Here is a 14,259-nt window from a genome sequence, read left to right as displayed (position 1 = left end):
GTTATGCGCCGTTTTTCAGAGACTCAAGGTACTCCCAGCGCTCAAATGCTTCTTCCAGCGCCTGCTCGGCCTGGGAGAGTTCAGCCAATACTTTCTGAGTATAGTCGTGTGGCTGCGTAAAGAATGACGCATCTGCGACCTGGGTTTGCAACGCTTCAACGGAGGCTTCCAGCTCTTCAAGGCGTTGTGGCAACCCTTCCAGTTCGCGCTGCAGGTTATAGCTCATTTTAGCAGGAGATTTTTTAACAGTTTCTGCTTTTGCGACAGCAGGTTCAGGTACATTTCTGGATTTTGCCTGTTTTTGCGCCAGAGATTGCGACTGCTGCCCTTTTGCATCGTGATAACCGCCTACATACTGTCCAATTCGGCCTTCACCTTCGAAGATCCAGCATTCGGTCACGGTGTTATCAACAAACTGACGATCGTGGCTAACCAGCATCACGGTTCCCTGATAGCCGTCAATCAGTTCTTCCAGTAATTCCAGCGTTTCGACATCCAGGTCGTTCGTCGGTTCATCGAGGATCAACAGGTTGCTTGGCTTCAGGAACAGACGCGCCAACAGAAGACGATTTCGCTCACCGCCGGACAGCGCACGCACAGGTGTCATCGCGCGTTTAGGGTGGAACAGGAAATCCTGCAGGTAACCCAGCACGTGGCGCGGCTTACCGTTAACCATGACCTCTTGCTTACCTTCGGCCAGGTTATCCATCACCGTTCTGTCCGGATCCAGTTCTGCACGGTGCTGGTCGAAATAGGCCACTTCAAGCTTCGTACCGCAGTGAATTCGGCCACTGTCGGCCTGCAGTTGCCCCAGCATCAGCTTCAGAAGCGTGGTTTTACCGCAACCGTTCGGACCGATAAGGGCAATTTTGTCCCCACGCTGTACCTGGGCGGAGAAGTCTTTCACCAGCACTTTGCCGTCAACCTGATAATTGACGTTTTCCATTTCAAAGACAATCTTACCGGAACGGGATGCCTCTTCGACCTGCATTTTGGCACTGCCCATCACTTCGCGACGCTCGCTGCGTTCACGACGCATGGCTTTCAGGGCGCGAACGCGACCTTCGTTACGGGTACGGCGGGCTTTGATACCCTGACGGATCCACACCTCTTCCTGCGCCAGCTTGCGGTCAAACTCCGCATTTTGCAGCTCTTCAACACGCAGGTTTTCTTCTTTTTCCAGCAGGTAGGTGTCGTAATCGCCCGGATAGGTGACCAGCTTGCCGCGATCGAGATCGACAATGCGCGTCGCCATATTGCGAATAAATGAACGGTCGTGCGAGATAAAGATGATGGTGCCGCTGAAGGTTTTCAGGAAGCTTTCCAGCCAGTCAATCGCTTCAATATCCAGGTGGTTCGTGGGTTCGTCCAGCAGCAGCACTTTCGGCCCGCTGACCAACGCACGCCCCAGCGCCGCTTTACGCAACCAGCCGCCTGACAGCGACGACAGCTCCATATCCGCTTCAAGACCAAGCTGTGCCAGTACCTCGTTAATGCGGTTTTCCAGCTGCCACAAGCCGTGGTGATCCAGCATCTCCTGGACTTTCGCCAGTTCGTTGAGGTTCTTGTCGCTTGGATCGGTCATCACCAGATGTGAAATCTCGTGATAACGCTTCAGGTATTCAGCCTGTTCAGAAATACCTTCGGCCACGAAATCGTAAACGCTGCCAGTCACATGACGCGGAGGATCCTGTTGCAGGCGGGAAACAATAAGATCCTGCTCGTAAACAATACGTCCGTCATCCAGACCCTGTTCGCGATTAAGAATTTTCATCAGCGTGGATTTGCCTGCGCCATTACGACCGACCAGACAGACACGCTCGTTATCTTCGATATGCAGTTCCGCATTATCAAGAAGCGGTGAATCGCTGAAAGAGAGCCATGCACCGTGCATACTAATTAAAGACATTTATTTTTCCTTTCAGGCCGCGGTAATCAACCAGCAGTTATGGATCTGACGGTTACGGGCGAAGTCCTGAGACAGCGTTTTTTGGCTGATTTCTTGTGCTTTCAGTCCCAGCGCCGCCAGGCCGTCGTGATCCATACGGAAGCCGCGTTTGTTGTTCGAGAACATAATAGTGCCGCCTTTACGCAGCAGGCGTTTCAGGTCCGTCATCAGGCGCAGGTGATCGCGTTGAACGTCAAAGCTATCTTCCATGCGCTTGGAGTTAGAGAACGTTGGCGGATCGATAAAGATCAGGTCGAACTGTTCATCAGTATCACGCAACCAGCCCAGCACGTCGGCCTGCATCAGACGATGCTGACGGCCAGTCAGGCCATTAAGGCGCAGGTTACGCTCTGCCCACTCCAGATAGGTACGGGACATATCCACCGTGGTGGTGCTGCGTGCGCCGCCCAGTCCTGCATGCACGCTGGCGCTGCCGGTATAAGAGAACAGGTTCAGGAAGTCTTTGCCTTTGCTCATCTGGCCCAACATACGACGGGCGATACGGTGGTCAAGGAACAGGCCGGTATCGAGATAATCGGTCAGGTTCACCCACAGGCGTGCGTTATATTCGCCCACTTCGATGAAATCGCCCTTTTCGCCCATCTTCTGGTACTGGTTTTTCCCTTTCTGACGCTCACGGGTTTTCAGCACCAGTTTGTTCGGCGCGATACCCAGCACTGCGATGGTTGCGGCAATCACGTCCAGCATACGCTGACGCGCTTTTTGCGCATCGATAGTTTTTGGCGGCGCATACTCCTGCACCACAACCCAATCGCCGTAACGATCAACCGCCACGTTGTACTCCGGCAGATCGGCGTCATACAGGCGATAGCATTCAATACCTTCCTGCTTCGCCCATTTTTCAAATTTCTTCAGATTCTTGCGCAGGCGGTTGGCGTAATCTTCCGCCACGCCAGATGGTTTACTGTCTGCCGCTTTTTCTGCCAGATGGTAGTTCTTCTGCACACAGTCCAGCGGGCCGTTTTTCGCTTTAAACTGGCGATCGGCACGCAATTGCAGGCAGCTCAACAGCTCTGGCGAGGCGCTGAACAGGGACAGATTCCAGCCGCCAAAATAGTCTTTCATATTTCGGCCCAGCAGGCTGTGCAGGGCAATCAGCGCCGGTTCGCTATCGAGACGCTCGCCGTACGGCGGGTTGCTGATAACCGTACCGTAAGGCCCTTTTGGCAGCGGATTGGTTAAGTTCGCGACGTCTTTCACTTCAAAGGTAACAAGCTCACCAATCCCGGCACGACGGGCGTTGCTGCGCGCACGTTCAATAACGCGAGGGTCGCTGTCAGAGCCGTAGAAATGGGAGGTGTACTCCGCCAGACCTTTACGCGCGCGGGTCTGTGCTTCGGCTTTGACCTCTTGCCAGATAGCTTCATCGTGCTGTGCCCAGCCACCAAAGCCCCAGTGGCCACGGTGTAACCCTGGCGCACGATCGGTTGCCAGCATCGCCGCTTCAATCAGCAGCGTACCGGAACCACACATCGGGTCGAGCAACGGCGTACCCGGCTGCCAGCCGGAACGCATCACAATGGCGGCGGCCAGGGTTTCTTTGATAGGTGCCATACCGGTGCGATCGCGGTAGCCACGCAGGTGCAAGCCCGCCCCGCTCAGATCCAGGGAAATACTGGCAGTATCACCGTTAAGCCACACGTTAATACGCAGATCCGGGTTTTCGCGATCGACGTTCGGACGTTCCTTATTTTTACGCGTGAAGCAGTCAACGATGGCATCTTTCACGCGCAGCGCACCGTACTGGCTGTTGCGGATCTCATCGTTCACGCCGTTGAAATGCACGGCAAAGGTGGCATTCGGGGTGAAGATCTCTGTCCAGTCGATCATCTGTACGCCGGTGTAGAGGTCAAGATCGCTATAGACCTTGCACTCTTTCATCGGCAGCATGATGCGCGACGCCAGACGGCTCCACATCAGGCTCTGGTAAATAAGCCGCGTGTCGCCCTCAAAATGGACACCACCCTGAACCACCTGGCACTCTTGCGCACCCAGGGTTTCCAGTTCAGTTTTTAACAGCTCTTCCAGCCCACGGGCCGTACTGGCAAACAGAGAATTCATATCGTCACTTTTACTCTAAGAAAATTGTCGCGCATTATAGCTAATATGGCGTGTATGTCATAAAGTTGAAGGCTTATTTTCATTCGAGGGACTGTGCAGTGGCGACGTTATCCAGGCTTTTTATCCATCCAGTGAAATCCATGCGCGGTATCGGCGTATCTCACGCGCTGGCCGACATGAGCGGATTTGCCTTCGATCGTATTTTTATGGTCACCGAGCCTGACGGCACGTTCATTACGGCGCGCCAGTTCCCACAAATGGTGCGTTTTACCCCTTCCCCACTTCATGACGGTTTGCACCTGACCGCGCCGGATGGTGAAAGTGTGGTGATTCGCTTTGCTGATTTTGCACCTGTCGATGCGCCAACGGAAGTGTGGGGTAACCATTTCACCGCGCGTATCGCACCCGATGAGATTAACCGTTGGCTAAGCGGGTTTTTCTCCCGTGATGTCCAGCTACGCTGGGTGGGTCCGGAGCTGACACGGCGCGTGAAGCGCCACGATGCGGTCCCGCTCTCATTCGCTGATGGCTTCCCTTTCCTGCTGACCAACGAAGCCTCGCTGCGTGATTTGCAAAGCCGCTGCAACGCCAGTGTCCAGATGGAGCAGTTTCGACCAAACCTGGTGGTGACCGGTACGGAAGCCTGGGAGGAAGACACCTGGAAAGTGATCCGCATCGGCAGCGTGATTTTTGACGTCGTGAAGCCCTGCAGTCGCTGCATTTTTACAACGGTAAGCCCGGAGAAAGGCCAAAAGCACCCTTCCGGTGAACCGCTGAAAACCCTGCAGTCATTCCGTACCGCGCAGGATAATGGCGATGTGGATTTCGGCCAGAACCTCATCCCGCGTTCAAGCGGCGTGATCCGCGTGGGTGATGAAGTGGAAATTCTCGCCCGTGGGTCCGCCAGGGTTTACGGCTCAGGCAATGAAGAAGAATCAACCGACGTTGAAAGCGAAGCCGAGTCTGTGGTGGATATTCACTGGCAGGGTAATGTCATCCGTGGCAACAATCAGCAAGTGTTACTTGAACAACTGGAGCAAGCGGGGATCCGCGTACCTTACTCCTGTCGGGCAGGTATCTGCGGGTGCTGTCGGATCAAACTGGTCGAGGGCGAGGTCAGTGCGCTGAAAAAATCAGCCATTGGCGATGACGGTACCATTTTATGTTGCAGCTGTATCCCGAGAACGTCGGTGCAGCTGGAAGCTTAAACAGCCTGTTCGAGGCTGAACGAATCCACATGAAGCTGCGGCTTCAGTCTGTCGTTCATCACCTTAATCGCATCACCAAGCTGCATCATTCGCCCGGCAATGGTTACGCCGGGCTGTGCCAGCAAACAGAGGGCGGCATTTTCGCCAGGCTCAACCACCAGCAGGTTAACCTCTTCTGCAGTATCACTCAGGCTCACACTGGCCGCATCGCCTGTTGCTGGCGTCCAGCTCATGCCATGTGCCAGAAAATGCCAGCTTTTCGGCATTTGCGGTTTCAGGAAACGGATCGCTACCAGCGCATTTAATACCAGCTCAGCGCGCTGTTCTTTGGACAGCACCAGATCCCGGCATTTTTCTTCAAACGAGAAATAAAGTGCAGCATCGTCAACGCAAAAGCCTGACGGTGAGAAAGCGTCCGGAGTTAACATTCGGCGTGCAAAACGAGAACGAAACAACATGCCATTGGCTAAATCGAGCATCATTCGATCATGCTCGTCGCAAAAATACCAGCGCCAGTTATCGTCAGGTTTAATTCGCATGTGTCTCTCCCGTCCCCAAACACCCTGTTCTAAAAATGTCCTGATTGTTGCTTCATTTATAGCGTCATTTAATAAAAGACCATAATGTCTAAATAAGCAACAATGACGGAATATAAAACAACCAGGGCTGGAAATAAAGCCCTGGTTGTCTGATTAGGAGAAAAGATTAGATGTAAGTAACGATTTCTTTAATCAGAGGCGGCCCTTTAAAAATAAAGCCGGAATAGATTTGCACCAGTGACGCACCCGCCGCCATCTTCTCACGGGCAGCAATCACGGAGTCGATCCCCCCCACACCAATAATCGGCAGACGACCTTTTAATTCGGCGGACAAGGCACGAATAATTTCTGTGCTTTTTAATTGTACCGGACGACCACTTAACCCACCCGCTTCGTCGCAGTTTTTCATTCCCTGAACGAGAGAACGATCGAGTGTCGTATTGGTCGCAATCACACCGTCGATATTATGGCGGACTAAACTATCAGCAACCTGGATCAATTCTTCAGCAGAAAGATCCGGGGCGATCTTAACCGCGACCGGAACATATTTATGGTGGATCGCCTGCAGCTCATTTTGTTTATTTTTTATGGCGGTCAAGAGATCGTCCAGCGCTTCGCCATATTGCAAAGTGCGCAGGCCCGGAGTATTCGGTGATGAAATATTCACCGCAATATAACCAGCATAGGCATAGACTTTTTCCATACAAATCAGGTAGTCATCTTTACCATGCTCAACCGGCGTGTCTTTATTTTTACCAATATTGATGCCTAATACGCCATCAAAATGGGATCTTTTGACGTTCTCAACCAGGTGATCAACGCCGAGGTTATTAAAGCCCATGCGGTTGATCAGCCCCTCTGCTTCAACCAGACGGAACAGACGCGGCTTGTCATTACCCGGTTGCGGGCGTGGGGTGACAGTACCGATTTCAATGGAGCCGAACCCCATTGCACCCAGAGCATCAATACACTCGCCATTTTTGTCCAGACCAGCCGCCAGACCCAGCGGATTCTTAAAGGTCAGGCCCATGCATTGCACAGGTTTTTCCGGCACGCGTTGACGCACCAGTGCAACCAGTGGTGTACCGGTAATACGGCGTAATTGCTGGAATGTAAATTCATGAGCGCGCTCAGGATCGAGCTGGAAAAGGGCTTTACGAACGAAGGGGTAGTACATGAACTCTCCTGGATTCCCGGTGTGCAAACCGGGAGGGGATTATGTGCGATCCTGCCCGGAAAGGGAATTGACCTGCGGCAAAAAATCAACGGAAAACGCAATCGTTTACCTCTGCGTACACTTCTTATGCAATTTTCTGCATTTAAATTTCATATAAATCATTTAGTGGAATAACCCCGCAATGTCACACTCCTGAAAATTGTTATCAATGTTAGATAAAAGCAAACAATTAGTTATAAGGAGCAATCATGCGCGTCATTACCCTGGCAGGAAGTCCTCGCTTTCCTTCTCGTTCCAGCGCACTACTGGAATATGCCCGCGAAAAGCTCAATGCCCTGGATGTGGAAGTGTGCCACTGGAACCTGCATAACTTCGAACCCGAAGATCTGCTCTACGCGCGCTTTGACAGCCCGGCACTCAAAACCCTGACAGAACAGCTCAAAGACGCTGACGGGTTAATCGTGGCGACGCCCATTTATAAAGCCTCTTTTTCCGGCGCGCTGAAAACCCTGCTCGACCTGCTCCCTGAACGCGCCCTGGACGGTAAGGTGGTTTTGCCGCTGGCAACAGGCGGGACAGTTGCCCATTTGCTGGCGGTGGACTACGCCCTGAAGCCGGTACTGAACGCGTTAAAAGCGCAGGAGATCCTGCACGGTGTCTTCGCTGATGACTCGCAGGTTATCGACTACCAGCACAAACCTCACTTTACGCCGAACCTACAAACCCGCCTCGATGGTGCGCTGGAAACCTTCTGGCATGCCCTGCACCGCCGGGATATCCAGGCACCTGCGTTTGGTCTGCCGCAAGGAGTCGCACATGTTTAACACCCTGACACGTATCGGGCTGGCAGGTCTGATTGCCCTCTCGTCGCTGGCTCATGCAGCACCGGAAAGTCTGCGCATCGGCTACCAGAAAGGCAGCATCAGCATGGTGCTGGCAAAAAATCATCAGCTTCTGGAAAAACGCTTCCCGGGCACAACATTTTCCTGGGTTGAGTTCCCGGCAGGGCCGCAGATGCTCGAAGCGCTTAACGTCGGAAGTATCGACCTCGGCAGCACCGGAGATATTCCGCCGATCTTTGCTCAGGCTGCCGGGGCCGATCTGGTTTACGTGGGTGTTGAGCCTGCAAAACCGAAAGCGGAAGTGATACTGGTTCCTGAAAATAGCGCGATTAAGAACGTTGCGGAACTCAAGGGTCACAAAGTGGCATTCCAGAAAGGTTCCAGCTCACACAACCTGCTGCTACGCGCCCTGCAGGAAGCCGGGCTGAAGTTCACCGACATTCAGCCCGTCTATCTGACACCTGCCGATGCGCGCGCCGCATTCCAGCAAGGTAACGTAGATGCCTGGGCTATCTGGGATCCGTACTATTCCGCCGCATTACTGCAGGGTGGTGTCCGGGTGTTAAAGGATGGTACCACGCTGAAACAGACCGGCTCGTTCTACCTCGCCGCGCGTCCGTATGCAGAAAAGAATGGTGCTTTTATCCAGGGCGTCCTCGATACCTTTACGCAGGCCGATGCCCTGACGCAAAGCCAGCGGCAGGAAAGTATAACTCTGCTGGCGAAAAGCATGGGATTACCTGAGCCAGTGATCGCCAGCTATCTTGACCACCGCCCCATCACCACTATCCGCCCTGTGGACGCACATGTTGCTGCACTCCAGCAACAAACCGCCGATCTCTTTTATCAAAATCACCTCGTTCCAAAGCAGGTGAACATTCGCGAACGTATCTGGCAACCCGCTGGCACTGAAGGAACCCAATTATGAGTCTGAATCTTTTCTGGTTTTTACCCGCCCACGGTGATGGACACTATCTTGGCACAGAAGAGGGTTCCCGCCCGGTTGATCACGCTTATCTGCAACAGATTGCCCAGGCAGCGGACAGGATCGGTTTTACCGGCGTGCTGATCCCCACCGGACGCTCCTGCGAGGATGCCTGGCTGGTCGCTGCATCGATGATCCCGGTGACTCAGCGTTTGAAATTCCTGGTCGCGCTGCGTCCTGCCGTGGTCTCCCCTACCGTGGCAGCACGTCAGGCCGCCACGCTCGACCGGCTCTCCAACGGGCGGGCGCTGTTTAACCTGGTCACGGGAAGCGATCCCCAGGAGCTGGCGGGCGACGGTGTGTTCCTCGATCACACGGAACGCTATGAAGCATCCGCCGAGTTCACCCGCGTCTGGCGACGTCTGCTTGAAGGCGAAACCGTCACCTTTGAAGGTAAACATGTGCATGTTCGCGATGCAAAACTCTACTTTCCGCCGGTACAACAGCCGCGCCCACCGCTCTATTTTGGCGGTTCTTCCGATGTGGCGCAGGATCTGGCCGCTGAGCAGGTTGATCTCTATTTGACCTGGGGCGAACCACCTGAACTGGTTAAAGAAAAAATAGCTCAGGTACGCGCCAAAGCAGCAGCTCATGGTCGCACCGTACGTTTTGGTATTCGCCTGCACGTGATTGTGCGTGAAACAAATGCAGAAGCCTGGCTGGCGGCCGACCGGCTTATCTCGCACCTGGATGAGGACACCATTGCCAGGGCGCAGGCAGCCTTCGCCAAAACCGATTCCGTGGGGCAGCACAGGATGGCGTCATTGCATAACGGTAAGCGCGAGGATCTGGAAATCAGCCCCAATCTGTGGGCAGGTGTGGGCCTGGTTCGCGGCGGTGCAGGTACCGCACTGGTGGGCGATGGCCCAACCGTCGCGGCGCGGATTAATGAGTACGCTGAGCTGGGCATCGACAGTTTTATTCTCTCCGGCTATCCGCATCTGGAAGAGGCGTACAACGTGGGCGAGCTGTTGTTCCCACATCTGGATGTCGCCATCCCGGAAATTCCGCAGCCTCGTTCGCTCCAGCTTCAGGGCGAAGCGGTCGCCAACGAGTTTATTCCGCGAAAAGCAGCACAAAGCTAAGGAGCACCTATGTCTGCCACCGCGCAAAAATGGCTGCTGCGTGCTGCCCCCTGGTTTTTACCCGTCGGTATTGTGGTGCTATGGCAACTGGCCTCCTCAACCGGCTGGCTGTCGAGCCGCATTCTGCCCTCTCCGGAGGGCGTTGTAGAAGCGTTTTGGACGCTGAGCATGAGCGGAGAGCTGTGGCAGCACCTGGCCATCAGTTCGTGGCGTGCCGTGATTGGCTTTTCAATTGGCGGAAGTATCGGCCTGATCCTCGGCCTTATCAGCGGCCTTTCCCGCTGGGGAGAACGGTTACTGGACACCTCCATTCAGATGCTGCGTAACGTGCCACATCTGGCATTGATCCCGCTGGTCATTTTGTGGTTTGGCATTGATGAAAGCGCCAAGATTTTTCTTGTGGCGCTGGGGACGCTGTTCCCCATTTATATCAATACCTGGCACGGGATCCGCAGTATCGATCGCGGGCTGGTGGAGATGGCGCGCAGCTACGGTTTATCCGGTTTAGCCCTCTTTATTCATGTGATCCTGCCGGGTGCTCTGCCTTCTGTTATGGTTGGCGTGCGTTTCGCACTCGGCCTGATGTGGCTAACGCTGATCGTGGCTGAAACTATCTCGGCCAACTCCGGTATTGGTTATCTGGCGATGAACGCCCGCGAGTTCCTGCAAACGGACGTGGTGGTGGTCGCCATCATTCTTTATGCCCTGCTCGGCAAACTCGCCGACGTCAGCGCCCAGTGGCTGGAGCGTAGCTGGCTGCGCTGGAACCCGGCTTATACCACTCTGGAGGCCAGAGCATGAATACTGCCCGACTGAATCAGGGGACACCGTTGCTGTTGAATGGCGTCACTAAACGCTACGGTGAAAACACCATTCTTAATGCACTGGATCTGCATATTCCCGCCGGGCAATTTGTGGCCGTTGTCGGTCGTAGCGGCGGCGGAAAAAGCACTTTGCTGCGCCTGCTGGCCGGTCTGGAGACTCCCAACGGCGGGGAGATTCTGGCGGGCACGACACCGCTGGCGAATATTCAGGACGATACCCGCATGATGTTTCAGGACGCACGCCTGCTGCCGTGGAAAACGGTTATCGACAACGTCGGGCTGGGTCTGAAAGGCAACTGGCGGGAAGAGGCCAGGCAGGCGCTGACCACCGTTGGGCTGGAAAATCGCGCGGGTGAATGGCCCGCAGCATTATCAGGCGGACAAAAACAGCGCGTGGCGCTGGCGCGGGCACTGATTCATCGCCCTGGCCTGCTGCTGCTGGATGAACCGCTTGGGGCACTCGACGCCCTGACGCGTATCGACATGCAGGATTTGATTGTCTCTTTATGGCAGGAGCACGGATTTACGGTATTGCTGGTGACACATGATGTCAGCGAAGCCGTGGCGATGGCCGACCGCGTACTGCTGATAGAGGAGGGAAAAATTGGGCTGGATCTGACTGTCGATATTCCGCGCCCACGTCGCGTGGGGTCAGCAAGACTGGCAGAGCTGGAAGCGGAAGTGCTGGATAGAGTGATGAAGCGTGGAGAAACTGAGTTACAGCGAGTGAAAGCTAATGCCTGATGCCCTCTCCCCAGCCCTCTCCCACAGGGAGAGGGCGGGTTAACTTTTATATCAGGCCAGTGCCTTGGTGATCTTCTCAAACAGATCGCCAGACAGGTTTTCCAGCCCTTTCAGTTGCTCAAGCGCGGCACGCATTTTCGCCTGACGCTTCGCATCGTAGCGTTTCAGACGGATCAGCGGCTCAATCAGACGAGACGCCACCTGCGGGTTACGGCTGTTCAGCTCGGTCAGCATCTCTACCATGAACTGATAACCGCTGCCATCTTCTGCGTGGAAAGCTGCCGGGTTGCTGCTGGCAAACGCACCAATCAGGGAACGCACGCGGTTCGGGTTGCTCATGGTGAAGGAGCGGTGCTTTAACAGACTGCGTACGGTACTCAGAACATCGGCAGACGGGCTGGTAGACTGCAGAATGAACCACTTGTCCATTACCAGACCATCCTGGTGCCATTTGTCATCGTACTCCTGCATCAGCGCATCACGGCACGGCAACTCAGCGGCAACGCTTGCAGCCAGAGCCGCCAGGGCATCGGTCATGTTATCGGCTTCGTGGTACTGCTTGCTCACCAGCGTGTTTGCCAGTTCCACTTCACCGAAGGCCAGATAGCGCAGGCAGGTGTTGCGCAGGGAACGTTTGCCGATATCAGCATGTTCCACGCGATACTCATCCAGCTTGTTGGCGTTGTAAATCGCCAGGAATTCGTCTGCCAGCTCGGTCGCCAGCGTACGGGTCAACGCTTCACGCACCGCCACGATAGCAATCGGGTCGATAATTTCGAACAGTTCAGCGATTTCGCTCGCAGAAGGCAACGTCAGAATTTCAGCCGCCAGCGCCGGGTCAATCTTCTCATCCAGCAGAATAGCGCGGAACGCGTCAGCAACATGCACAGGCAGAGACAGCGGCTGACCCTGTTGATGGCGGTTCACGTTCAGCTTGATGTAGGTCGCCAGCAGACTTTGTGCCGCATCCCAGCGAGAGAAGTCGTTGCGCGCGTGACGCATCAGGAACGTCAGTTGTTGATCGCTCCACTTGTACTCCAGTTTCACCGGTGCGGAGAATTCGCACAGCAGCGCTGGCACCGGCTGGAAGTAGACGTTATCAAAGATAAAGGTCTGCTCTGCCTGGGTCACGTTCAGTACATGATGTACCGGATGACCGCCCTTCTGCAGGGGGATCACTTTACCTTCGTTATCGTACAGTTCAATGCTGAACGGGATGTGCAGCGGATGTTTCTCTTCCTGCTCAGCCGTTGGCGGCGTGCGCTGGCTGATAGTCAGGGTGTAATGCTCGGTTTCCGGGTTGTAATCATCTTTGACGGTCACAACGGGCGTACCGGCCTGGCTGTACCAGCGGCGGAAGTGAGAGAGATCGACGTTAGACGCGTCTTCCATCGCCTGCACAAAGTCGTCACAGGTGGCTGCGCTGCCGTCGTGACGCTCGAAATAGAGCTGGATCCCTTTCTGGAAATTCTCTTCGCCGAGCAGGGTGTGGATCATGCGGATAATTTCAGATCCTTTTTCATACACCGTCAGGGTGTAGAAGTTGTTCATCTCGATGACTTTATCCGGGCGGATCGGGTGTGCCATTGGGCTGGCATCTTCCGCAAACTGCAGACCACGCATGGTACGGACGTTGTTAATACGGTTCACCGCACGCGACCCCAGATCGGAGCTGAACTCCTGGTCACGGAAGACGGTTAAGCCCTCTTTCAGGCTCAACTGGAACCAGTCGCGGCAGGTCACACGGTTACCGGTCCAGTTATGGAAATACTCATGGCCGATAACACGTTCGATATCGAGATAATCTTTATCGGTTGCGGTATCGGTACGCGCCAGCACATATTTGGAGTTGAAGATGTTAAGCCCTTTGTTCTCCATCGCGCCCATGTTGAAGAAGTCGACGGCGACGATCATATAGATATCGAGATCGTATTCGAGGCCAAAGCGCTCTTCGTCCCACTTCATGGAATTAATCAGCGACGTCATCGCCCACGGCGCACGGTCGAGGTTACCACGGTCAACAAACAACTCCAGCGCCACATCGCGGCCGGAACGAGTCTTGAAGGTATCGCGCAGCACGTCAAAATCACCGGCCACCAGCGCAAACAGGTAACACGGTTTCGGGAACGGATCCTGCCACTGTACCCAGTGACGACCATTTTCCAGCTCGCCTTCACCTACACGGTTACCGTTGGAGAGCAGGAAGGGATAGAGGGTTTTATCAGCGATAATTTTGGTGGTAAAGCGCGCCAGCACATCCGGACGATCCAGATACCAGGTGATGTGGCGGAAACCTTCCGCTTCACACTGAGTACACAGCGCCACACCGGACTGGTAAAGCCCTTCCAGCGCAGTGTTCGCGGCGGGGCTGATTTCATTCACGATGCGCAGCGTAAAGTGTTCCGGCAAGTTGTTAATAACCAGCTGGTTGCCTTCTTCTTTATAGTCAGACCACGCTTCATCATTAATGTGCAGGGAAACCAACGTCAGATCTTCACCATCAAGACGCAGCGGGACGGCCGTCGCGCTGTGGCGCGTCACCTGGCTTACCGCCGTTACAACGGTTTTTGTGGCATCCAGGTCAAAAGTCAGATCGATATCGCTAATCAGGTAATCCGGCGCACGGTAGTCGTGGCGGTATTTGGCTTGTGGCTGTTGTGTCATAGAAAACCTTATGCATCGTTTGTCGAGTAACGATTCAATATATTCCTGTTGTGTAAAACGCGCTATGCAGAATGTTCATCTTTTCAGGTGCAAGCACCTTTTTTCGCTACATTTTTATAACATGGGGGCACAAAATGCCCTCGACCATAAAGGCAGCTTAT

11 protein-coding genes are annotated in these 14,259 nt (G+C 54.4%); 6 read left to right on the top strand and 5 right to left on the bottom strand.

Features of this window, described 5'->3' with window-relative positions; all coding sequences use genetic code 11:
- Position 1: 1 nt before the first annotated feature.
- Together HV318_RS21875 and rlmKL are read right to left on the bottom strand one after the other, a co-directional pair.
- Entirely contained in the window at positions 2-1,909 is a 1,908-nt protein-coding gene (locus HV318_RS21875) for an ABC transporter ATP-binding protein (RefSeq protein ID WP_182274414.1), read from the bottom strand.
- Between the two features lie 12 nt (positions 1,910-1,921).
- Positions 1,922-4,030 carry a bifunctional 23S rRNA (guanine(2069)-N(7))-methyltransferase RlmK/23S rRNA (guanine(2445)-N(2))-methyltransferase RlmL gene (rlmKL, locus tag HV318_RS21870; RefSeq protein WP_182274413.1) on the bottom strand — a complete coding sequence of 703 codons (2,109 nt, stop codon included), beginning with the start codon at positions 4,028-4,030 and terminating at the stop codon, positions 1,922-1,924.
- Positions 4,031-4,128: 98 nt separating this feature from the next.
- Here rlmKL and HV318_RS21865 point away from each other — a divergent pair, with 98 nt between their 5' ends.
- Positions 4,129-5,238, top strand: coding sequence for a YcbX family protein (locus HV318_RS21865; protein WP_182274412.1), 1,110 nt, complete (start codon positions 4,129-4,131; stop codon positions 5,236-5,238).
- On the opposite strand, the gene zapC is transcribed toward HV318_RS21865, so the two are convergent.
- Positions 5,235-5,777, bottom strand: coding sequence for a cell division protein ZapC (gene zapC, locus HV318_RS21860; protein WP_182274411.1), 543 nt, complete (start codon positions 5,775-5,777; stop codon positions 5,235-5,237). The genes HV318_RS21865 and zapC overlap by 4 nt on opposite strands.
- A 166-nt stretch (positions 5,778-5,943) precedes the next feature.
- Positions 5,944-6,954, bottom strand: coding sequence for a quinone-dependent dihydroorotate dehydrogenase (gene pyrD, locus HV318_RS21855; RefSeq protein ID WP_182274410.1), 1,011 nt, complete (start codon positions 6,952-6,954; stop codon positions 5,944-5,946).
- Between the two features lie 248 nt (positions 6,955-7,202).
- Here pyrD and ssuE point away from each other — a divergent pair, with 248 nt between their 5' ends.
- From ssuE to ssuB, 5 genes are read left to right on the top strand one after another with little or no spacing between them, the layout of a single operon-like run.
- Complete coding sequence (gene ssuE, locus HV318_RS21850; RefSeq protein ID WP_182274409.1) at positions 7,203-7,778, top strand: NADPH-dependent FMN reductase; 576 nt, start codon at positions 7,203-7,205, stop codon at positions 7,776-7,778.
- Positions 7,771-8,724 (top strand): sulfonate ABC transporter substrate-binding protein, encoded by a 954-nt coding sequence (locus HV318_RS21845; protein ID WP_182274408.1) that lies wholly within the window; start codon positions 7,771-7,773, stop codon positions 8,722-8,724. The genes ssuE and HV318_RS21845 overlap by 8 nt, the downstream gene beginning before the upstream one ends.
- Positions 8,721-9,866: an FMNH2-dependent alkanesulfonate monooxygenase gene (gene ssuD / locus HV318_RS21840; protein ID WP_182274407.1), complete on the top strand. Its 1,146-nt coding sequence runs from the start codon at positions 8,721-8,723 to the stop codon at positions 9,864-9,866. The genes HV318_RS21845 and ssuD overlap by 4 nt, the downstream gene beginning before the upstream one ends.
- A 9-nt stretch (positions 9,867-9,875) precedes the next feature.
- Complete coding sequence (gene ssuC / locus HV318_RS21835; protein ID WP_182274406.1) at positions 9,876-10,667, top strand: aliphatic sulfonate ABC transporter permease SsuC; 792 nt, start codon at positions 9,876-9,878, stop codon at positions 10,665-10,667.
- A complete protein-coding gene (ssuB, locus tag HV318_RS21830; RefSeq protein WP_182274405.1) occupies positions 10,664-11,434 on the top strand; it encodes an aliphatic sulfonates ABC transporter ATP-binding protein in 771 nt (256 codons plus the stop codon). The genes ssuC and ssuB overlap by 4 nt, the downstream gene beginning before the upstream one ends.
- Before the next feature lie 51 nt (positions 11,435-11,485).
- On the opposite strand, the gene pepN is transcribed toward ssuB, so the two are convergent.
- Complete coding sequence (pepN, locus tag HV318_RS21825; RefSeq protein WP_182274404.1) at positions 11,486-14,098, bottom strand: aminopeptidase N; 2,613 nt, start codon at positions 14,096-14,098, stop codon at positions 11,486-11,488.
- Between the last annotated feature and the right edge of the window lie 161 nt (positions 14,099-14,259).

Origin of the sequence: Enterobacter sp. RHBSTW-00901, from assembly GCF_014103115.1 — a bacterium.
GTDB lineage: Bacteria > Pseudomonadota > Gammaproteobacteria > Enterobacterales > Enterobacteriaceae > Enterobacter > Enterobacter cloacae_P.
The sequence above is the reverse complement of the archived record's forward strand: the minus strand, read 5'-3'. Positions and strand labels throughout refer to the sequence as shown.